The following is a 21,521-nucleotide window of genomic DNA, read 5'->3' on the forward strand; positions in this document are numbered from 1 at the left end:
GCCCGGATCAACTACGCTCAGGCGCAGGCTGCCTGAAAACCCCGTGTCCGCCTCAACGGGGCAACTCCACAAGCGTGATTGGAGGGGCATCACACGTGATGCCCCTCCAATCACGAGAGATGCCCCTCGGCGCACGTCAGCCGGGCAGTCCGGATCGGCGCCAGGCCCCGGGCAACGCGCGTGAGACGGGCGGGTTCGGGCGGGACCACCACGACCGGCGACGCGGCCGCGGCGGGCGCCGGCGGGTCAGGAGGGCCGCCACCAGCGCGGCGAGTTCGTGGTCGTCCGGGTTTCCCCGGCCCACCCGCAGTCCGTCCACTGTGTACTCTCCCGGTGACCTCAGATCGGCTGGTTCCCGTGCTTGCGCGCCGGACCCGGCTTGCGCTTGTCCTGCAGCATGGCCAGGCCCCTGGCCACCGCCGCCCGGGTGTCGGCGGGGTCGATGATGTCGTCCACCAGTCCCCGTTCCGCGGCGTAGTGCGGGTTCAGGTACTCCCGCGTGTAGTCGGCCACGAGCCGCGCCCGCAGGGCCGCGGGGTCGGCCGCCGCCGCCAGCTCGCGCCGGTGCAGGACGTTCACCGCGCCTTCCGCGCCCATCACGGCGATCTGGTTCGTCGGCCACGCCAGCGAAAGGTCGGTGCCGATCGACCGCGAGTCCATGACGATGTACGCGCCGCCGTAGGCCTTCCGCACGATCACCTGGATCCGCGGCACGGTCGCCTCGCAGTACGCGTGCAGCAGCTGCGCGCCCTGCCGGATGATCCCGCCCTGCTCCTGCTCGACCCCGGGCAGGAAGCCGGGCACGTCGACGAAGCTGACCAGCGGGATGCCGAAGGCGTCGCAGAACCGCACGAACCGGGCGGCCTTCTGGGCCGCGGGGCCGTCGAGCACGCCGGCGAACACCGCCGGCTGGTTGCCGACCAGTCCGGCCACCCGGCCGTCGATCCGGGCCAGCGCGCACAGCACGTTGCGCGCCCAGCCTTCGTGCAGTTCGAAGAACTCGCCGTCGTCGACGACTTCGGCGAACACCTCGCGCATGTCGTACGGCCGGTTGTGCTCGACCGGGACGAGCTCGGCCAGCCGCGGCCGGTGGTCGTTCTTCGCTCCGGTGGCCGCCGTCGCCGGCGGCACCTCGAGGTAGTTCGACGGCAGCAGCGAAACCAGGTAGCGGACGTCGGCCAGGCAGGTTTCCTCGTCGTCGTGCACGACCGTGGCCACGCCGGAGCGCGAACCGTGCACGTCCGCGCCCCCGAGCTCTTCGTGCGTCACGCGCCGCCCGCTGACCGCCTCGACGACGTCGGGGCCGGTGAGGTACATCCGCGCGGTGTCCCGCACCATGAACGTGAAGTCCGCCAGCGCGGGCGAATAGGCGGCGCCGCCCGCGCACGGCCCGAGGATGACGCTGATCTGCGGGACCACCCCGGACGCCTCGACCTGGCGGCGGAAGATCCCGCCGTACCCGTCGAGGGCGAGCACCCCCTCCTGGATCCGCGCGCCGCCGCTGTCGTTCAGCCCGATCACCGGGGCGCCGTTGGCGATCGCGAGGTCGAGGATCTTGTGGATCTTGGCCGCGTGCGCTTCGCCGAGCGAACCGCCGAAGACGGTGAAGTCCTGGGCGTAGACGAAGACCTGCCGCCCGTCGATCGTGCCGGACCCGGCGACGACGCCGTCGGTGTGCGGCCGGTTCGCCGCGAGCCCGGGGCCGTCCGAGCGGTGACGGCGGTAGGGCTCGAGTTCGACGAAGGAGTCTTCGTCGAGCAGCAGGCCGAGGCGTTCGCGGGCGGTCAGCTTCCCGTTCGAGTGCTGCCGCCGGACGGCGTCGGACCGGCCGGCGGCGATCCGCGCGCGCAGTTCGTCGCGCTGCCGCCGCAGCGACGGCATGTCCGGCTCGGTCGCCGGCACCAGGCCGAGCACCCGGGCGTCGCCGTCGTCGACCCGGACGAGCCGGCGGCGGCCCTGCTGCGCCGCCGCCGGCACCGGCACCACCTCGGTGTCCTCGGCGCGCTGCGCCGAGGAGTCGTGGCCACCGCTCACGCGGCATCCCTCATCCGGACGTCCGCGGCCTCGCGGTCCCGCTCGATTTCGGCGACGACGTCCGACCACACGATCCCGCGGCCGAGGCGCGGGATCGCGCGGACCCCGCCGTCCACGGGCACCGGGGGCACGGTCGGCCCGGGGTTCGCGGTAGTGGCTCCGGTGTCGCCGGTCGCTCCGCTGGCGGTCATGTCGGGTCCTCCTCGCTCGGGCGGCCCCTCGTCGCGCCGGGACCGGGCTGCTTCGGGCCGATCGCCGCGCGATCGGCGTTTTGCTTTCGTTCGAACGGATTCGTTCAGGCGGCGCGGGCGCGGCCGTCGACCTCGTGGTACCGGCCGCCGTAGAAGACCAGCGCGTGCTCGCCCGTGCCGCGGCCGGCGGCGACCACCCGGCCCAGGAAGATCGAGTGGTCGCCACCCGCCAGCACCTGGGCCAGCTCGCACTCCAGCCACGCCAGCGTGCCGGTCAGCAGCGGAGCGCCGGTCTTGGCGCCCGCCGCCCAGTCCACCGCGTCGAACTGGGCCATCCCGTCGGGACGCCGCCAGTCGGCGAAGTAGCTCGAGAGCTCCTGCTGCTCGGCGGCGAGGATGTTCACCGCGAACGAGCCCGCGGTGACGACGGCGGTGTGCATCCGCGCCGCCTTGGACACGCAGCAAAGCACCAGCGGGGGTTCCAGTGACACCGACGAGAACGCGTTCGCGGTCATCCCGTGCGCGTCGTCGCCGGCCGCGGTGAGCACGGTGATCCCGGTGGCGAACTGGCCCAGCACCTGGCGCAGCGCGGGCTGTTCCGAGAGCCCGCGGCGCGCGGGCGAGGCCGGCAGCCGCTTCAGCACCCCCCGTTCGGGCGCCCTTCCCGGATCGATCGCCACGTCAGACTCCCCTGCCGTTCACGGCGCCTTCGGTCGCGTAGGGCGCCAGGGCTTCCATGAGCTGCTCGGGAACCCGGGACGGCACCGTCTCCGTGTTCGGCCCGCGCATGCAGGCGATCCGCTGCCGCCCGCGGGCGACCAGGCGCTCGCCGTCGGGGTGCAGGTGGACGTAGTCGAACGTGAACTGGATCTGGGTCTGCGTCAGCTCCTCCAGCCGCAGCCGGATCGACAGCTCGTCGAACGCGGTGATCTCCGCGAAGAACTCGCATTCGACCTTGAGCGTGAACAGCTTCAGGTCCGCGCGGACCTCCTCGAGGACGGCCGGGGCCTTCTCCTTGAGGAACATCTCGCGGCACCGGCCCTGCCAGCGCACGTAGTTCACGTAGTAGACGTTGCCCACCAGGTTGGTCTCTTCGAAGCCGACCGTGTGGCGGATCTCGAAGTAGTCGGACATCGTCAGTTCTCCTCTGCGTCGAGCACGGCGAAGACGATCGGGTCGGTGCGGCCGTTGACGGTGGCCGACCAGGTGGCGATCCGGGCGGTCCCGGAGGCCAGCAGCGCCCACCCGTCGGCGTCGACCTGGCGCACGGTCAGTGCCTGGGTCATCGAGCCGGTCTTGCGGACGCACTCCAGCGCGCTCCAGACCCGCGTGTTGGCCACGTCGGCCGGTTCGCCGGTGTCCGCGGCCAGCAGCCGGCCGAGGGCGAGGAGCTCTTCGCCCAGCAGCCCGGCCCAGTCCTCTTCGGACCGTTCGACCGCCGTCTCGATGTCGCAGGCGAGCGGACCGGTGCCGGTCACCACGAGGGTCAGCCGCGAAGTGTGCGACGCCGTGACGTCCGCGCCGTCGAGTTCGGGCTTGCCGTCGGGGCGGTAGCGGATCGAGACGGGCCGGTCCAGCGCGCGGCCGGCGGCGAGTGCCGTCTGCGCCCGGCGTTCGGCGACGCCTTCGGCGGGGGCGTCGACCGGGTCCGGTTCCAGCACCACCGCCCGCCGCCCGCCGAGCAGCCGCTCGCAGGCCCGCTCCAGGTACGACCCGAGCATCGACGGGACCCAGGGGCCCGCGCCGTCGCGCTTGCGGACCGCGCGCAGCTTGAGCCCTTCCCAGCGCTCCACCACGGTGCCGTCCGGGTTGCGGACGTCGACGTCGTAGACGTAGCTGTCGCCATCCTGGGACCGCTCCTGGGCGTCCAGCAGCACGTAGTCCTCGTGCTGGCTGCCCGGCTCGGCCAGGTACAGCCGCTCGACGCCCTGCGGCAGCAGGGTGGCGTCCGGGACGCAGCACTGGATGGCGTGCATCATCGCGTCCCGGGTCCCCGGGTCGGCGAGCAGCCGTTCCTGCGGCAGGAACGGGGCGAACCAGTCGACGTCGGCCGTGGTCGCGATCTCGGCGACCGCGTGCCGGGCACTGGCGCGGCGGTAGCCCAGCACGCGCTGGAACCGCTTGCCCTGGAACAGGACCGACCCGTACAGCTCGCTGATCGGCTCCACCGGCACCGCGGGCAGCGCGACGTCGCGGGCCACCCGCTCGCCCAGCTCGGCCGGGCGGGCGAAGTTCAGCCGGGCCCGGAAGTGGTCGGCGCTGAAGCCGGTCTCCTCGCTGCGGAGCACGACGTCCACCGTCTCCGCGTCGCGGGCCAGCGCGGCCAGCCGGATCGTGGTCGTCCCGCCCGGGGACACGATGATCGGCCGGAGGAACTCGACGTCCTCGAACACCGGGGCGCCGGTGCGGCCGAGCGTGGCCGCGGCCGCCTGCGTCATCGCCTCCATGCCGAGCACGGCCGGGAACAGCAGCTGCCCGTCGAGCAGGTGGTCGGCCAGGTACGGGTCGCTGCCCGCGGACAGGTCGGCCTCGGTGATCAGCTCGACGCCCGGGTAGTGCACGATCGCCCGGTCGACGAACCGGGTCAGCGGCAGCTCGCGCTTCCGGATCGGCAGCGTGGCCAGGCCCGACGTGCGGCCGCAGACCACCAGTACCGGCGGCGTGGCCGGGTCGGCCAGCACCTGGCGGAGGATGGCGATGCCCTCCTCGGTGGGGATCGGGGTGATGCCGTCGCGCATCAGGGCGGACACGACGCCGAGCTTCTCGCCCATGCCGGTGCCCGACCAGACCGACCACTCCAGCGCGATCGCCCGCGCCCGCGGGTGTTCCCGGCCGAAGCGCAGGGTCAGCTCGGTCATCCAGTCGTTCGCCGTGGCGTAGTGCGCTTCCCCGCGCAGGCCCGCCCGGCCGATGATGCTGCCGAAGGTGACCAGGAGCTTGATGCGGTCCTGGTCCACCGCGGCGAGCACCGCGTGGAGGCCGGCGATCTTCGGGGCCAGGGTCTTGCGGAAGCTGTCCTCGGTCAGGCTGAAGAGGGCGGCCGGCTCGTTGCGCCCGGCGCCGTGCAGGATCGCGGTCACCGGGCCGAGCGCGGCTTCGATCCGGGCGACGGCCCCGGCCACCTGCGCCGCGTCCGTGACGTCGGCACGCTCGTAGCAGTAGCGGATGCCGACCGCTTCCATCCGGTCGAGGTTTTCGGCCAGCTCGGTGTCGGCCTCGGGGTCGCTGCGGCCCAGCAGGGCCAGCCGGGCGCCGGAGTCCTTGGCCAGCGCCAGTGCGCTCTCCGCGGTGATGCCCTTGCCGCCGCCGGTGACGAGCAGGACGTCGCCGCGGTCCAGCGCCTCGCGGACCGGGCCGGTCGGCGCGGCGGGCAGCGCGGTCAGGCGCGGCACGGTCCGGCCGCCGTCGGCGTCGTAGCGGGCTTCGGTGAAGTCGGTGGTCGCGGCCACCTCGGCGGCCACCGCGGCCACGGCGGCGTCGACCGCGGCGGGGTCGCCGGGCTCGGGGTCGGCCAGGTCGACGATGGTGGTCTTCACCGACGGGTCCTCGAGGCGAAGCGTCTTGGCCAGGCCGGCGGCGCCGTAGCCGTGGTGCACCACGACGAACCGCGTACCGGTCGGGGCGGCCATCACCGCGCGCCCGGCTTCGAGGAACAGCCCCACGTGGGTGGCGTCGCAGTCCGACGGCAGGCAGAGCACGACGCCGTCCCCGGCTCCGGCGGCGGACAGCGCCGCCGTCAGCGGCTCGGCCAGCGGGTGCCCGGGTGTGGCGAAGACCTGCCACTCGGCGGTGCCGCCGGGCGTGAGACCGGCGGCGGCCGGGCGCGGCGCGGGCACGTGCTCGAGCGAGAACGGCCGGACCCACGGACCGACGCCCGGTGCCTCGCCCTGGTTCGCCGGTTCCGCCGAGCCCGCCGTCTGCGCCAGCTCGTCGATCATCTCGGCCAGCTCGCCGAGGCAGACGGTCGCGAAGTTCGGCATGCCCTCCAGCGGCGGGCGGCCCAGCGCCCGGGTGACGTCGTTGACCAGCTGGCCCACCGTGATCGACGACAGGTGCAGGTCGTCCAGCGGGTGGGTGTCCGCGGTGACCGTCTCCAGCGGGAGCTCGACGCGGTCGGCGGCGAGCTGGCGAAGCAGGTCGAGGGTGGAGCTGCCGCCCTCCGCCGCGTCGGCGTCGCCCTCGGCTTCGGCCTGTGCCTTCTCCGCGGCCAGCTCGGCGGCGAGCTCGGCGTCGATGGCCGGCGCGGCCTCGCACGGGCTGGCCAGGAAGCGGAACACCCCGTCCTCGGGCAGGGGCCGCGTCACCCGGCCGGCGAAGAGCGCCTCGACCGCGATCGGGGTGCCGAGCGCGAACGCCGCGCCGACCACCCGCAGCAGCGGGGCCAGCGACGCGTTGTCGGTGTCGATCGACAGCACCGGGGTGTCCGGGGCGATCTCCTCGAACAGCCCGGTCAGCACCCGGCCGGGCCCGACCTCGACGACGAGGTCGCTGCGCTCGGCCAGCCGGGCCGCGGCCTCGCGGAACCGCACGGGCAGCACGATTTGCTCCCGCAGCAGTTCGGGCAGGTCTTCGGCGGCGTGGAGCAGGTCGCCGCTGACCGTCGAAACGACCGGCCGTTCGAGGCGGGTGAAGGTGAATTCGCCGAGCCGTTCGGTCATCGCGCGGGCGGCGGGCTCGACGGCGGGCGAGTGGAAGGCGTGCGAGACCTTGAGCCGGGACGCGCCGACACCCTGGGCCTTCGCGCGCGCCACGATCCGCTCGATCGCCTCGGCCGAGCCGGACAGCACCGTCTGCCGGGGGGCGTTGTAGCCGGCGATGACGACGTCGTCGCCCAGCCCCAGCTCCTCGACCCGGCTGGGCGAGGCCGCGATCCCGGCCATCGCCCCGCCGTCGTCGCCGGACGTCGCGGCCATCACCCCGCCGCGTACCTTGGCCAGCTCCAGCACGGCCCGCTCGTCCAGCGCGCCACCCCAGTGCAGGGCGGTCAGCTCGCCGAGGCTGTGGCCGGTCGCCGAGTCGGCCTCGATGCCGAACCCGCGCAGCACGCGCAGCCCGCCGAGCGACCCGGCGACGATGCGGGGCTGGGCCACCTCGGTCGCGACCTGGTCGCCGCCGGAGGGCAGCCCGGCCGCCCGGTGGATCTCCGCGGCGGCGGGGAACCGGCGCCGGATGGCGCACTCCCCGCCGCGCCCGGAGCCCTGACCCGGGAACAGGTAACCGATCTTCGGCGCCGACGTGCGGCTGCTCGAGAAGATCCCTTCGGCGCCGGAGAACACGGCGTCGCCCGACTCCAGTTCCGCCAGCAGCGTGGTGAGCCTGCGGGCCGCCTGCTCCGGGTCCGCGGCGACGACAGCCGCGCGCACCGGCCGGTCCGCGAGCTCGCCGGCCAGCTGCCCGGCCAGGTCGGTCAGCTCCGCGAAGGACAGCTTCGGCACGAACTCGAGCACCGCCGCGATCCGGCCGCGCAGGGTGGCGAGGTCGTCGGCGTCGAACAGCAGCAGTTCGGCGTCCTGCCGGCCGGAGACCAGCGCGCGGGAGTGCTCGTCCAGCTCGCGGCGGCGGGCGGCGAAGGGTGCTTCGGTGACGGTGACGTGCGAGTTGACGCCGCCGAAGCCCATCGCCGAAACCCCGGCGCGGACCGGCTGGTCCGCCGGCCACAGCGTCGCTTCGCGCGGGACGTACATCCGGGCCGAGGAGCCGGTCAGCGACTCGTGCGGCTCGAAGTGCCCGGTCGCCGGCGGGATGACCTGGTGGTGCACCGCGAGCGTCGCCTTGATCAGGCCCGCCACCCCGGCGGCGGCCTTCGTGTGGCCGATGTTGCCCTTGATCGTCGACAGCGCCGCGGGCTTCGCGAGCGGGTCGGCGTCGCGACGGGCGGTCGAGAGCGCCTCGATCTCGGTGGCGTCGCCCAGCGCCGTGCCGGTGCCGTGCCCTTCGAAGTAGGAAACGGTTTCGACGCCGTAGCCCGCGCGCTGGTAGGCGCGCTGGAGAGCCAGCCGGTGCCCGGCCGCCTCGGGCCGCGTGATGCCGCCCTTGCCGTCCGAGGACACGCCCCAGCCGCCGAGCGAGGCGTAGATGCGCTTGTTCTGCTCGATCGCGTCGCTTTCGCGCATCAGCACGAGCATGCCGGAGCCTTCGCCCGGCCAGAAACCGTTCGAGTCGGCGTCGTAGACCTTCATCTCGCCCTTGGCCAGCGCCCCGGTCTTCGCGAAGCCGATCACCTCGAACGGGTCGATCGACAGGTCGACCCCGCCGGCCAGGGCGAGGTCGAGGTCGCCTTGGGCGAGCGCGTTGGCCGCGGTGACGACCGACAGCAGGGACGACGAGCAGGCACCGTCCACAGTGAACCCGCCGCCGCCGAAGTCGAAGTAGTTGCACACGCGCCCGGCGATGGTGTTCGCCAGGCCGCCGGCCAGGCTGTCCTCGTTGATCTCCGGGAACGGCTCCTTGTACTGGACCTCGAGCTCCCGCAGGAACTCGGCGGTCTCCTCGTCGCCCCAGCCCCGCCCGGCCAGCGCCGCGGCGACCGTGCGGCGCACGTACGGCCAGCGGAGCCGCATGATGTTGGCGCGGGAGAACTCGCCGGTGAGGCTGTTGCCGATGACGACGCCGGTGGACGTCTTCGGGGTGCCGTCCCCGTCGGAGAACCCGGCGTCGGCCAGCGCCGCCGTGGCGACCTCCAGAGCCAGCCAGTGCGTGGTGTCGGTGGCCCGGAAGGTGCTGCCCGCGATCTTGTGCGCCACCCGGTCGAATTCGTAGCCCCGCAGCACCGCCGCCTTCTGCGCGTAGAAGCGGTCCGGTGCCTTCGGGTCCGGCGAGTAGTAGTCCGCCCGGTTCATCCGCTCGTCCGGTAGCCGGCGGAACGCCCTGCGACCGGCCAGCACGTTCTCCCAGAGTTCCGCCGGGGAACTCGCGTCGGGGTACTTCAGGCCGATCCCGACGATCGAAATCCGCTCAACGCTCATGCCACCGCACTCCCACTGGCTCTTCAAAAACCCCGTTCGCCGGGACTCGGACGGCCCCGCCGGCTTCCGGTGCCGGTTCTGTCCACCCGGCACCGGCGTGGCCGTTGCCTGGCTGCCCGCGTCACGGGCGATCCGTTCCAGCATGCCGTTCACCGGTCCGGCGGTCTTCTCGGTTCGTGCCCGCGGCCTGCGGAAGAGCATGCCGGGACAAGGAATCTGCCTCGCCGCGAGAACGCGTCAGCGGGCGAACTGACCCGGCTGCCTGCCTTCGCCCGCGGGGCCGCGATACGCCTGCGCGATGTCCAGCCACTCCTCGGCCAGTGCGCCCTCCGCGCGCAGATCGAGATCGGCGTGGTGCCGCCGTCGCGTGACGAGCAGGCAGAAGTCCTCGGCGCTGCCGCTGATCCGCTGCGCCGCGTCCGCCGGCCCGAAGGTCCAGACCGCGCCGGACGGGCCGGTCAGCTCGAAGCGGAACTCCCCGGCGGGCGGGGTCAGCCCCCGCGCCTCGTAACCGAAGTCGCGGACTCGCACGGCGAACCCGCACAGGTGCTTGATCCGGTCGGTCCGCACCGGCCGCACCCCGAGGGCGTCGGCGACGTCCTGGCCGTGGCCGAACAGCTCCATCATCCCGGCGCAGGCGAGCACGTAGGGCGGCAGCGGGTTGACCAGCCACGGCACCAGCTGGTCGCCCGGGACCGCGGCGAGGGCCTTGATGCCCGCGTCGCGCTCGGCGCGCCAGCGGGTCAGCAGCAGTTCGGCGGGGTCGTGGACGTACTCCTGGAGGGCGGCTTCGACCGCGACGTCGAGGCCGCCGGTCAGCGAAGCCGTGAGCTGCTTGAAGGCTTCGGGCTGGGCGGCCGCGAGCCCGGCGATCCGGAAGATGAAGGCGAGGTGGCCGATCTGGTGCCGGACACGCCACCCCGGCGCGGGCGTCGGGGTGTCCCACGCGTCTTCCGGGAGGCCCGCGACGAGGGCGTCGACCTCGGCGGCCTCGGCGGTCAGGTCGGCGATCACGCCCGTGGTGTCAGTCACCAGTCTGTCCTTTCACCGTTGGTGGATCTCGGGAAACGGCGGCCGCCGCGCCCGGTGACGAGGAACGCCACCGCGCGGCGGCCGCGGCACTTCGATCCTCACCCGTGGCGGGCAAGACCGTCTTCTCTTCACGGGCGCACCGGCAAGCGGCCGCCCAGTTCGTTCGCGGCGGTGAAAGCGGCCCACGACGCCGCCTCGACCAGGTCCCGATCGTCCGTCCATTCGCGACGGACGGCGGCCACGGCGCCGGCGTCCACCTGGTAGGCCGCTTTGGCCACCAGCAAGGCGAACCGTCCGGCCGGCCGCTCGGACGCGGGGAGCTCGGTGAGCGCGTCCGACACCCAGGCGCGGCTCAGTCCCGGTGGCCGTCCGTCCCACGCCTTGACCTCGCGGCGGACCAGGTCGCGCACCCGCGGGGACAGCACCCGTTCCCCGGCGGCCTCGAACGCGGCCCCGACGCGCGCGAAGGCGTCGTCGGCGGTCCCGCCCGGGACGGCCCAGCCAGGGCCGTCGGTCGCCGACGGCGGCAGCAGCGGCAGGGAAAGCCCCGCGACCGGGGGTTTCCCGGGTTTCAGGAAGAAGCCGAGAACAGCTTTCGCCTTCTCACGCGCGGACGGCGGGACGTTGCCGGGCAACGGCGAGGGCCCGAGGAAGACGCTCACCACCCGGTTGAGGTAGTGGAACGCCACGGCGACCGCGGCCAGCTCCGCCGCCGCGCCCGCGGGCACGGCGGGGGGCAGCGGGCCCGCGCCCCGCGACCACGCGGCGAGCGCACGCGTGCGCGGGTCCGCGATGGTGGCGGGTTCGCCCGCCCCGATCGCGGCCGCCGTGCCCGCGTCGCCCAGCGCGCCCAGCGCCATCCCGTGCACCTCCACGCAGTACGGGCACGAGTTGGCCGCCGACACCGCCGAAGCGACCACTTCCCGCTCCGCACGGGTGGTCGAGCCGCCGGCGACGAGCGACTCGCGCAGCAGCACCCACGCGGCGGCCAGCACCTCCGGCGCGGCCGAGTGCAGGGCGACCGGCGGTGCCAGGATCCCGAAGTCCCGCTCGACCTGCCGGTACACCTCCCGGACCGCGCCGCGCGCGTGCCGCGGCCGCACGGCTTCCACGTACTTGACGTCGCGCAGCGTCCGCCGCAGGGCGACGCGTACCAATCCCGGCGCCATCGGTCCTCCCGGTTCCGCTGCCTCAGTTTCCGGCGACGAGGTCCAGTTTGGACACCGCCCGCCGTCCGGTGATCGAGCCGTCGGGCGCCGGGGCGCCGTACTTGACGTCGACGCCGCGGGCCTGCAGCGCCCGGACGATGCCCGGGACCGCCCGCTCGGCGAGCGCCGCGATGGTCATCGCCGGGTTCACCGTCAGCGCGCCCGGCACCGACGCGCTGTCGGTGACGAAGATGCCCGGGTGGTGGCGCAGCTCGTGGTTCGGGTGCAGCGCGGACGTGGCCGGGTCGTCCCCGATCCGGCACGAGGCCAGCGGGTGCACGGTGTACGCGCCGACGACGTCGTTGGTCCACGGCGCGACCTTCGCCAGGCCGTCCTTCTCGATGATCGCCTTGCAGTCCGCGTCCGCGAGGTCCCAGCCGCGCCGGGTGTTCTCCGTCGGGTCGTAGCGCAGCGAACCGCGCCCGAGCATCTGCTGCGAGATGCGGTACGCGTTGCCGGTGGGGGGCGGCGCGCCGAAGACGCCCTCGTTGTCGTCCTCGGTCATCAGGAAGATCGTCAGCCAGTTGGCCCACTGCTTGAGGACTTCCTTCTTCTCCGCGCCGAACCAGCGCGGTTCCTCGCCGCCGGGGACCTGGGCCAGGATGGTGCCCAGGCCGGGCGGGAAGTACAGCTGCTCCAGGGAGTACCGCTCGTACTCCGGCAGCGACCCGTCCAGCTTGTCCCAGTTGGCGACGGTCGGACCCTTGCCGATGTGGTTGGCCGAGTACACCGGACCGTCCGCACGGGACAGTCCGAGCACTTCGCGGACGCGGTCCTCGTCGATGATCGCGGTGTTGAGCCGCTCGCCGTTGCCGGAGAAGTACCGCCCGACGCCGTGCGGCATCTCGCCCAGCGTGGTCTCCGAGCGCTGCAGGATCACCGGTGTGGCGCCGGCCCCGGCGGCGATGATGACGACCTCCGCCTCGAGCACGCCGCTGCCGGTGTGGATCCGGTAGTCTTCTTCGTCGATCAGGTCGAAGTGGACGCGGTAGCCGCCGTCTTCGGTCCGCTCCAGGCGCTGGACCTCGTGCAGCGGCCGGATCTCGGCGCCGTGCGCCAGGGCCGCCGGCAGGTAGTTCGTCAGCATCGACCGCTTCGCGTCGAACTTGCAGCCGGCCATCATGAAGTTGCAGTTGACGCAAGTGTCGTTGTCGACGGCGACCGGCGCCGGGTTCGCCGTGCGCCCGGAGTGGTGGCAGGCCGCCGCCCACAGGCCACCGGCGTAGGAGACGTCGTTCCAGTCCTGCCTGGACACCGGGATCGACTCGTCGACGCGGTCGTACCACGGCTCCAGCGTGTCGCGGGAGATGACCGAAGGCCACATCCGGCGCCCGATACTGCCACGGCGCTCGAAGACGAACTTCGGTGCCCGTGGCATCGCGGCGAAGTACACGACGCTGCCGCCGCCGACGCAGTTGCCGCCGAGCACGCTCATCCCGTCGCCGACGACGAAGTCGAACACGCGGGTGTAGGACGACCCCAGCAGGTAGTCGTGCTCGAAGTCGTTCGCGGCCAGCCACGGCCCCCGCTCGAGCACGGTGACCTTGGCCCCGCCCGCCGCGAGGTGGTAAGCGGGGATGGACCCGCCGAATCCGCTGCCGACGATGACGACGTCGGTCTTCTCGACCGTGCTCATGCGGGGCTCCCCGATTCCGTGGTGTCCGGGTGGATTTCGGCCAGCTTGCGGCCGTAGCCGTACTTCGGGAACCGCCAGAAGCCGTCGGCGTCGGGCGCGGTGTACCCCAGCGCCAGCAGGCCGGGGTGCCCGTCGCGGATGGCCTCGGCGGTGTGCCGGTGCGCGGCGCTGTCGTAGGCCATGTTGCTGAAGAGCGCGAGGCTGACCCAGCCGTCCTTCTCCGGGTGTCCCGGCGCGGTCAGCCGCCGCACCAGCTCGCGGCGGTGCGCGTACGGCAGCGCGACGAACGGCGGCACGTCGAAGTCGAGCTCGAGCCCGGCCTCGCCCGCGTAGGACTTCGCGTGGTCGTTGAGCGACTGCGCGAGGTAGGGCAGACCGGCCGTGACGCCGGTCGCGTCGAAGTTCAGCAGCTCAAGCGCGCCCGCCGCCACCGACCCCGGGCCGGGGGCGGCCCCGGCGACCGCGCGGTCCCCGGGGAACCGCTTCTCCCCCGGCACGATCGTGTCCGCGAAGGCCTCGAGGGTCAGGTTCTTGAAGCGTTCTTCTTCGGTCTCGGTGGCCTCGGGTGGCACGGGCCTACCTCCTACGGTCGCAGTTGCGGTGGACGTCAAGCGGCCCGGCGCAGTTCCGCCGTCCGCTCGTGCACGGTCATCGGCAACCCGCCGCGCACCCGCAGCGAGAGCATGGCTTCGGGCTCGACGCGGTAGCCGGGCAGCTTGCGCAGCCGCAGGTCGCGGGCCACCATCGCGAGCACGAACACCGCCTCCATCACCCCGAGGCTGTTGCCGATGCAGAACCTCGGCCCGGCGCCGAACGGAATGTAGGCGTAGCGCGCCGGCCGCTCGGCCGCGGTGAACCGGCCCGGGTCGAAGCGCTCGGGGTCGGTCCAGAACTCCGGGTGCCGGTGCAGCGTGTAGGGCACGACGACGACGTCGGACCCGGCCGGCACGTGGTACCCGCCGATCTCGTCGTCGGCCTGCGCGACCCGGGGCAGCAGCCACACCGGCGGGTACAGCCGCATGACCTCTTCGACGACCGACGCCGTGTACGTCAGCTTCCGCAGGTCGTCGTGCCCGGGCAGCCGGTCGCCGAGCACCGCCACGGCCTCGGCGTGCAGCCGCTCGCCGACCTCCGGGTGCTCGTCGACCAGGTGGAACGCCCAGCCGAGGGTGCTCGCCGTGGTCTCGTGCCCGGCCAGCAGCAGCGTGATCAGCTCGTCGCGCATGCGTTCGCGCGAGGCGCCGTCCCCGGAACCGGAAGCGATCAGCCGCGACAACACGTCTTCGCCGTTTTCGACCGGCTTCGCGAGCCGTCGCTCGACGAGCTCGTCGGCGATCCGGCGCAGGTCGTCGCGCGCGGCCCGGAAGTGCAGCTGCTTCTTCAGCGGCACCCACTGCGGGACCATGCTCAGCGTGACCGCCTCGAACATGGCCTGGTCCTGCACGGCCTCGAACGAGTGGCCCAGGGTGTCGTAGCCGCCGAGTTCGGCGTCGAGGAGCGTCTTGCCCAGCACGCCGAGCGTCAGCCCGGTCATCTCGTGCAGGATCTCGACGGGCCCGTCGTGCGCGGCCAGCCGGCGCACCAGACTGTCCACTTCGGACGCCACCACGGCGGCCTGGCGCGCGATCCGCTTGGGCCGGAACACCGGCTGGATGGTCCGGCGCTGCCGTCGCCAGGTCTCGCCGTCGCTGGTGAGCAGGCCGTCGCCGAGAGCGCGGCGGGCTTCCTGCAGGCCGATGCCCTTGTGGTAGTTGGCGGCGTTGTCGGCCAGGACGTGCTTGGCCAGGTCCGGGTGGTTGACGAGGTACATCGCCTTCGGCCCGATGGCGATGCGGACGACGTCGCCGTAGTCCTCGGCGTTGTCGCCCATGAGGGCGAGCCGGTCGGTGAACAGCTGCTTCAGCAACCGGATGGTCGCCCGGCGCGGCGGCCCGGGCGGCGCGGTGCGCGCCGCCCGGGCTTCGTGCGAGGGGCCGGTCATGCCGCGACAGGCTTCTCGTCGTCGGCGGGCGGGGCGAGTTCGAGCTTGGCCTTCTGCGCGGCCTGGTCGGCTTCGAACTTGATCCGCGCCTTGTTCGAGAAGTGCAGGGCCCACAGGAAGGCCCCGCGGATCAGGCACACGGTCGCGGTCGCCAGGAACAGCCCGTAAGCCACGTGCACGGCGGTGAAGAAGCCGTACGCGAGCCCGACCCCGGCTCCGAACGCGAACTGCGAAACCGGCTTCGACGGCGACGTGCCCGGGTCGGTGACCATGTAGTTCGTGTAGAGCACGAACGCGATCCCGGTGGCCATCCCCAGCGCGCCGGGGATGGCGGTGCCCCAGATGACACCGCGAAGGACGGCCTGGACCACGAAGAAGATCAGCCAGCCCGCGACCAGGAACATCCGGCCGGTGAGCATCGCGTTGAGCATCGTGCCCGAGAACAGGATGATGCCGACGATCAGCCAGCCGACCCAGGTGTCCACCTTCTCGCTGAAGTGGTACGGCGGGGCGATGCTGGCCCACGGGAAGACCAGCAGGATGACCGCGATGCCGAAGTTCGACGGGTTCATGTAGTGCCGCATCCGGCCGTACACCGGCGCCTGCAGCACCCACTTCGCGCCGACCGCGACCACCACGCCGAAGACCATGACCTGCCAGCGGTCGTTGACGTAGGTGAGCATGTTGAGCGCGAGCCCGGTGATGTGCGCCGGGAACAGGAACTCCACGAGGCCCCTGAACCCGTTGCCCCGGAACCGCACCTCGCGGTGGGTGACCCGGGCGTTGATGGTCTCGAGCGTGATCTCCGTGGCGTACGCGGTCGCCAGCGCGAGGAACGGGTACAGCCACGGCTGCTCGAAGCCGAGCACGGTGTAGCCCAGGATGTTGAAGATCGTGATGGAGATGGCGAACCGGCGCAGCGCGGTGACGACCTTGTTCGTCCGCTTCGGTGGCGCACTGTCCACTTTGGTCAGAGTCGGGGTGGTCATGACGTCACATCGCTTCCTTCGCCGTGGTGCCGAGCTGGTAGGAGTGGCAGCCGGGTTGCAGCTTCAGGTCCTGCGTCCGCAGCTGCCCGGACCGGTCCCGCCACTGCAGGTGCACGTCGAGCGGGCCCTCGACGTCCTGCCCGAGGCCGATCTGGACGTCGAAGCTGCGGCGGCCGGCCTCCCCGCTGCTGCCGTCGACCCGGCCGAGGTACTTCTTGCCGTCGGAGGTCGTGACCGTGGCCTGGGCGCCGATCGCGGGCGGGCCGGCCGCGGGCAGCGGGCCGGGTGCCACCGGGGCGTCGGTGGTGAGCTTCAGCTGCAGGTACTTTCCGGGGTTCGGGCTGTCGTTGTGGTAGAAGATCGGTTCCTCCCACTGCCGCGCCACCGCGAACTCGGGCAGGCCGTCACCGTCGGTGTCGCCGACGGCGATACCGCGGGTGGGCACCGGCACCGCCAGCCCCAGCTGGGGCGCGAGGTCGGTGTACCGGCCGTCCGCGCTCTTCGCGAAGAAGTGCAGGGTCTGGTCGCCGGCGATGTCGTCACCGGCGCGCGCGTTCGGCCACCAGAACGGGTTGGACAGCAGGCCGTCGTTGGCCGTGGCCAGCTCCTGCAGGTTCGGCCAGCGGTTGACCTGGCCCTTGACGAACCCGGTCGCCTGCGCGATCTGGTTCTCACCGCTGTTGTTGAAGTCCTCGATCTTGACGTCCCAGCCCCAGCCGGACCACGCCGTGCCGTTCTCGGCGCTGTCGTCGTGGAACGGCGCGACCCCGTCGTGCAGCTGCTTGCGCAGGTCCTCGGCGTTCTTCGCGGTGTTCATGAACTGGAAGTTCGACTCTTCGATACCCCACGACGTGGTGATGTTGCTGACGAACAGGTCGTAGAGGCCGTCGTGGTTCAGGTCGCCGAAGTCGACGCCCATCCCCTTGAACGAGTCGTTGCCGAGCACTTTCGACTTCGGATCCGTGACGCCGCGGACCCCGGTGACCTCGCCGAAGTTCACGTGCCCCGGTGTGGACTTGTTGTACAGCATGTGATCGTGCCCGAAGTCGTTGGCGATGTAGAGCTCCGGCAGGCTGTCGCCGTCGACGTCGGTCGCACTGGAGGCCAGCGTCCAGCCCGAACGCGCGCTTTCCGGGATGCCCTGGGAGGCGTCGGCGTACCGGGCGCTCGGGTTCGCGCCCGCGGTGGCACCGGTCCAGCGGAAGATGTACTTGGCGCCCGAGTTCTTCGCGTGCGACATCGACTGGTTCATCGTGATGCCGCCGTCGGCGTTCGGGTCGAGGACCTTGCTGTCCGGGAAGTAGTTGCCGACGAAGATGTCGGTGTGGCCGTCGCCGTCGAAGTCACCGGTGGTGACGGAGTCGGTGTTCCACATCGGACCGCTGTACTTGCCGTCCGGGCCGCGGTGGTCGCCCGGCACCAGCTCGGTGGGCTGGAACGCCGAGGCGTCGAACTTCGTCGCGGTGGCCTTCTGCAGGAACAGGACCGGGGTGCGGCCCCAGTAGTAGGCGAGCACGTCGGTCCGGCCGTCTTCGTTGAAGTCACCGGGGACGCAGCCCATCGGCGCCATGTAGTCCCACGTCGGCAGCGCCGGCGCGGGGTCGAGCGCGAAGGGGGCGTAACGCGGGCCCGAGTCCGGCGCCGGCGTGATGACGACCTGGTCGCTGCGCGGGTCGACCAGGCAGAGGTCGTCGGCCTTGCCGCTGCCGCTGATGTCGTTGAGCGCGATCGCGGCACCGACCGAGGAGATCCACGCGGCGATGTCCTTGTACTGCTTGTTCACCGTCCGGATCGACTGCGACTTCTTCGCCGCGGGCAACGCGATCGTCATCGGGGTGAAGTGGAACTTGCTCGCCATCGAGTCCTGCTCGGCGGCGGAGACGCTGGGCAACCGCGCGACCAGGAACAGGCCGAGGATCAGCACCAGCGCCACGATGCCCGCCAGCTGCTTGCGCAGCCAGCCGAAGGTCGCGGTCATTTCTTCTTCCCTCCGTGGGTCAGCACTTCTTCGGCGATCCGCTGCCGCCAGGTTTCGAAGGCCGGGACGTCGTCGCCGTCGACGACGACGGCCGGGCGGACCTCCTGCGTGATCGCGGCGGCCCGCTCGGCGGGCAGACCGCAGATCGCGCGGGTGGCGACCTCGGTCTCCGGGAGCAGCAGGCCCGCGCGCACCCGGGCTTCGGCGGCGAACGCGCTCCCCTGCGCCAGCTGCCCGTGGTGGATCCCGGCCCGGTCGACCAGCTCCTCGAGCTCGGCGGCCTGGACCCCGCACGCGTAGGTCGAGGCCAGCCCCACACCGGCGTAGAGGTCGCCGTGGCGCGACTCGGGAAACTCTTCGATCGTCTTGGCCACCAGCGAGACGTCGGTGCCGCAGACGAACCACAGCGCCCGGCCGATGCCCTGGTCGATGGCCCGCAGCGCGTAGCCGTCGTACCGCTTGTCCGGCCAGGGGAAGCCCTGCTCCTGGTACTGCTCGCGGACGTAGGAGTCCGTCTTGAAGTACGCCTGATGGAAGCCGTAGCCGTCGAGGACGAGCCAGCGCAGCAGCGGGTCGAAGGCGGCCGCCTTCGGCCAGGCGAACCGCGGGATGCGCGCCATCGCCCAGCCGACCCCGACGTAGATGATGTAGTCGTGCTTTTCGCCCGGTCCGGTCAGGAATTCGGCGATGTTCGTGCTCTTGCCGAACGGCAGCCCGTCGAGCACGCCGTAACCCATTCCCGCGCCTTCGTAGGCGAAGCCGCGGAACTGCGGCGGAATGCGGTCCAGCCATTCTCCTGCCTGCTCGGCCGAGCGGGCTTCGACCGCGTGCGCGTAGCCGAGGAGGAACTTTTCCCCGACCGTCTCGAGCAGTTCTTGAGCGGCCGGGCTCTTCCGGTGGAAACCGCGCTTGACCAGCGATGTCTCCGAGATGTCCGGTGTCAGGATGCGCCGCCTCAACGCGCGCCAACCATTGCCCAACGCACTCTCCCCCTTCGGGTCGAATAAGGTTTGGTTCAGCTCTTCATTGCTACGTTCACAGATTCACGGGCCGGCGGTCTACTCCACGGTTGCGTGCGATCACTTTCAGCTCGCGCGCAGACCGGCGGCCGGGCGGAACTCGGCCCGGATACGTTCCCGCCACAGCTCGTAGGGCGGCTGCGGCCCGTCGTCGCCGTCGGCCCGCTCGGTGCGGTCGGCGAGGTCCTGAGCGCCCTGCACGGACAGGTCGGTGAGCACACCGGCCGCGAGGTGGGTGTGGGTGGGGACGTGACCCGAGTACGTCCGCGCCTTCACCGCGAACACCACACCGAGCGCCAGCTCGTCGAAGTACTCCCCGGCCGCCCGGCGCAGCCGGGCCAGCCCGCGCTGGTCGGTTCCCCCGGCGAACGTCGCGGCGAGCCCGATCCCGCTCCACAGGTCGGTCCGGCGGTGTTCGGCGAAGCGCCCGGCCGCGGCGGCCACGGCGTCCGGGTTCCCGCCGTGGATGAACCACAGCGCGCGGCCCACGCCCTGGTCGAACGCCCGGCCGAAGTACCCGGGACGTCCCGCCCACGGGTAGGGCACCGGTTCGGCCTGCTCGCCGACCCACTTCTCCGTGTCGAAGTAGGCGCGGTCGAAGCCGTAGCCGTCGACGGCCAGCCAGCTCATCACGGGGTGGTAGGCCACGCCGGTCAGCTCGGGCAGGATGTTCTTCCACAGTGGACGCGGCAGCCGCGCCATCGCGAAGCCGATGCCGATGTAGGTCAGGAAGATGTGCGGGCGCCCCGGCCCTTCCAGCAGGGCGCGGGTGCGGTCGTGACCACCGCCCGGCATGGCGTCGAGAATGGCGTAGCCCATCGTCGCGCCCTCGTAGGCGAACCCGCGCTGCTCCGGCTCGACGAGCGCGAGACGGCGCTCGATCTCCCAAAGCGAAGCCCCTTCGACGGCCCACTCGAACCCGCACACCACCGCCTGCGGGACCGCCTCCAGCCGGGCCGTCGCGTCGGTGTGCGTGACCGGGAAGCCGCGTTCGGCGAAGCCGACGGAGGCCAGTGACGGCGCCAGCACGCGTTTGCGCAGGACACCCAGGAAAGTCGACATCGGAATCCTTCGTTCGTCGGGGTTCTCAGGCGACGGCACGCAGGTGCGACCGCTGGGCGGGCACCATCCGCTGCCCGGCGGGTGTCTGGCGCGAAGCCAGGGTGATGGCGACCGGCGGATCGGTCAGGGACGGCGGGTGCAGCCGCAGCGTGGTTTCGGACGGTTCGAACTCCGTCACGGTCGCCAGCGACGACGCGATGGTGAAGGCCGGGCCGGCCGGCACGCCGCGCACGGCACCGTGGTCGGCCACCGCGATCACCGTCCAGGTGCCTTCGGGCACGCTGTCGATGGTCAGGTCGGTCGACAGCGCGTCCGCCACGCCGCCGAAGGCCACGGGCCCGCTCTGCGGCACGGCGTCGGCGAACACGCCGACGAGCACGTTGGCCGGCGCGGCGTCCTGCGGCATCCTCAGCCGCACAGTCAGCCGCCCGCCGCCGGGCGGCAGCGACGGCCGCGTGCTGCCGGCCTCGCGCAGGGACCGCAGCGACGGCAGCCGCCGGAAGTGCGCGGAGTGCGCCACCAGCAGTTCGCCGACTTCCGGCTCCCGGTACTCGGTCGGGGTCATCCCGACCGAGCGCAGGAACCGGCTGGTGAACGTACCCACGCTGCTGTACCCGACACTGCAGACGATGTCCGACACCGTGAGCGACGTGCTCAGGAGGAGCCGCTTCGCTTCGAACAGCCTCACCGCGGTGAGGAACCGGCCCGGTGTCACCCCGGTCGCCTTGGCGAAGATCCGGGAGAAGTGGAACGGGCTCACGTACACCTCGGAAGCCAGGGCCGACAACGTGATCGGCTCGAAGTACCGCTCGAGGATCAGTTCGATCGCGCGGAGCACGGCCGGCTGAACCGCCTTGCCCCTGGCCGGTTCCGCCTCCCAACCGCCTCGCTCCACACCTGCCGACGGCTCGGTCCCGCCGGAACTCACGGACGCAACCGATCGTAAGATCATCAGTCCAACCTCGAATTCCTACCGACGTCAATTTCCCTCGCCGCCAGGTAAGTCGCCGCGTCTCGCGGGCCAGTGGACCTCCGATGGAGGGCCGAAAGAGGGTGCCGCGCCCCCCGGACGGCGCCGGTGCGGACGTCCCGGGCGCGGATGTGCGGAATGCACACCCGTTGTGTGCGCGACGAATGTGACAGTGCGGCCGACCGGTGCACGCGGCGAGTGAGAGCGGCCACATCCGGCTTTCCCGCCGCCGACGGGAAGATCGGGACCTGCGGTTTTACCCCGGGACACCGGTTCGCCGGGCGTGCGGGGCGCCCGGCTCAGGACGTGCGGCGCGCACGGGACCGCCCGGAGAAACACAGCTCGACTCTGGTGGACGGTTCACTGGCTGCGGTACCGCCGCGTCTGTCACTGTCGAAAACGGACAGGCTCAGGGCCGGCAATCCGGCCCACACGGCTTCACTGGGGAGCTCGAGA

The 21,521-nt window shown here is 72.2% G+C and carries 16 protein-coding genes; all 16 read right to left on the minus strand.

Annotated elements, in window-relative coordinates; translation table 11 throughout:
* Positions 1 to 136: 136 nt before the first annotated feature.
* The 16 genes from CF165_RS51580 to CF165_RS47910 all read right to left on the minus strand — a co-directional run bounded on the left by CF165_RS51580 (position 137) and on the right by CF165_RS47910 (position 21,047).
* The gene (locus CF165_RS51580) at positions 137 to 319 is read right to left on the minus strand and encodes an acyl-CoA carboxylase epsilon subunit (RefSeq protein WP_158226962.1); all 183 of its coding nucleotides are present in this window, start codon (positions 317 to 319) and stop codon (positions 137 to 139) included.
* Between the two features lie 20 nt (positions 320 to 339).
* Entirely contained in the window at positions 340 to 2,034 is a 1,695-nt protein-coding gene (locus CF165_RS47840; protein WP_093954251.1) for an acyl-CoA carboxylase subunit beta, read from the minus strand.
* Positions 2,031 to 2,225, minus strand: a complete 195-nt coding sequence (locus tag CF165_RS47845; RefSeq protein ID WP_093954252.1) for a DUF6222 family protein — start codon at positions 2,223 to 2,225, stop codon at positions 2,031 to 2,033. The genes CF165_RS47840 and CF165_RS47845 overlap by 4 nt, the downstream gene beginning before the upstream one ends.
* Before the next feature lie 104 nt (positions 2,226 to 2,329).
* Positions 2,330 to 2,899 (minus strand): flavin reductase family protein, encoded by a 570-nt coding sequence (locus CF165_RS47850; RefSeq protein WP_093954286.1) that lies wholly within the window; start codon positions 2,897 to 2,899, stop codon positions 2,330 to 2,332.
* Between the two features lie 7 nt (positions 2,900 to 2,906).
* Positions 2,907 to 3,359 carry an acyl-CoA thioesterase gene (locus CF165_RS47855; protein ID WP_093954253.1) on the minus strand — a complete coding sequence of 151 codons (453 nt, stop codon included), beginning with the start codon at positions 3,357 to 3,359 and terminating at the stop codon, positions 2,907 to 2,909.
* A 2-nt stretch (positions 3,360 to 3,361) separates the two neighbouring features.
* Positions 3,362 to 9,190 carry a type I polyketide synthase gene (locus tag CF165_RS47860; RefSeq protein ID WP_093954287.1) on the minus strand — a complete coding sequence of 1,943 codons (5,829 nt, stop codon included), beginning with the start codon at positions 9,188 to 9,190 and terminating at the stop codon, positions 3,362 to 3,364.
* Between the two features lie 237 nt (positions 9,191 to 9,427).
* Complete coding sequence (locus CF165_RS47865) at positions 9,428 to 10,222, minus strand: TIGR03084 family metal-binding protein (RefSeq protein WP_093954254.1); 795 nt, start codon at positions 10,220 to 10,222, stop codon at positions 9,428 to 9,430.
* A gap of 128 nt (positions 10,223 to 10,350) precedes the next feature.
* Positions 10,351 to 11,391: a carboxymuconolactone decarboxylase family protein gene (locus CF165_RS47870; protein ID WP_093954255.1), complete on the minus strand. Its 1,041-nt coding sequence runs from the start codon at positions 11,389 to 11,391 to the stop codon at positions 10,351 to 10,353.
* A 22-nt stretch (positions 11,392 to 11,413) separates the two neighbouring features.
* Positions 11,414 to 13,066, minus strand: a complete 1,653-nt coding sequence (locus CF165_RS47875; protein ID WP_093954256.1) for a GMC family oxidoreductase N-terminal domain-containing protein — start codon at positions 13,064 to 13,066, stop codon at positions 11,414 to 11,416.
* Positions 13,063 to 13,638 carry a DUF5987 family protein gene (locus tag CF165_RS47880; protein ID WP_093954257.1) on the minus strand — a complete coding sequence of 192 codons (576 nt, stop codon included), beginning with the start codon at positions 13,636 to 13,638 and terminating at the stop codon, positions 13,063 to 13,065. Before CF165_RS47880 ends, CF165_RS47875 begins: the two co-directional genes overlap by 4 nt.
* 35 nt (positions 13,639 to 13,673) lie before the next feature.
* On the minus strand, positions 13,674 to 15,047 hold the full coding sequence (locus CF165_RS47885; RefSeq protein WP_093954258.1) for a cytochrome P450: 1,374 nt from the start codon (positions 15,045 to 15,047) through the stop codon (positions 13,674 to 13,676).
* Positions 15,044 to 16,036 (minus strand): enediyne biosynthesis protein, encoded by a 993-nt coding sequence (locus CF165_RS47890; protein WP_093954259.1) that lies wholly within the window; start codon positions 16,034 to 16,036, stop codon positions 15,044 to 15,046. Before CF165_RS47890 ends, CF165_RS47885 begins: the two co-directional genes overlap by 4 nt.
* A gap of 4 nt (positions 16,037 to 16,040) precedes the next feature.
* Complete coding sequence (locus CF165_RS47895) at positions 16,041 to 18,014, minus strand: FG-GAP repeat domain-containing protein (protein ID WP_093954260.1); 1,974 nt, start codon at positions 18,012 to 18,014, stop codon at positions 16,041 to 16,043.
* Positions 18,011 to 18,973 (minus strand): DUF1702 family protein, encoded by a 963-nt coding sequence (locus CF165_RS47900; protein WP_093954261.1) that lies wholly within the window; start codon positions 18,971 to 18,973, stop codon positions 18,011 to 18,013. The genes CF165_RS47895 and CF165_RS47900 overlap by 4 nt, the downstream gene beginning before the upstream one ends.
* 126 nt (positions 18,974 to 19,099) lie before the next feature.
* Positions 19,100 to 20,095: a DUF1702 family protein gene (locus tag CF165_RS47905; RefSeq protein WP_093954262.1), complete on the minus strand. Its 996-nt coding sequence runs from the start codon at positions 20,093 to 20,095 to the stop codon at positions 19,100 to 19,102.
* 25 nt (positions 20,096 to 20,120) lie between these two features.
* A complete protein-coding gene (locus tag CF165_RS47910) occupies positions 20,121 to 21,047 on the minus strand; it encodes a helix-turn-helix domain-containing protein (protein WP_093954263.1) in 927 nt (308 codons plus the stop codon).
* Positions 21,048 to 21,521: the final 474 nt, after the last annotated feature.

This window comes from Amycolatopsis vastitatis (assembly GCF_002234595.1).
Classification (GTDB): domain Bacteria; phylum Actinomycetota; class Actinomycetes; order Mycobacteriales; family Pseudonocardiaceae; genus Amycolatopsis; species Amycolatopsis vastitatis.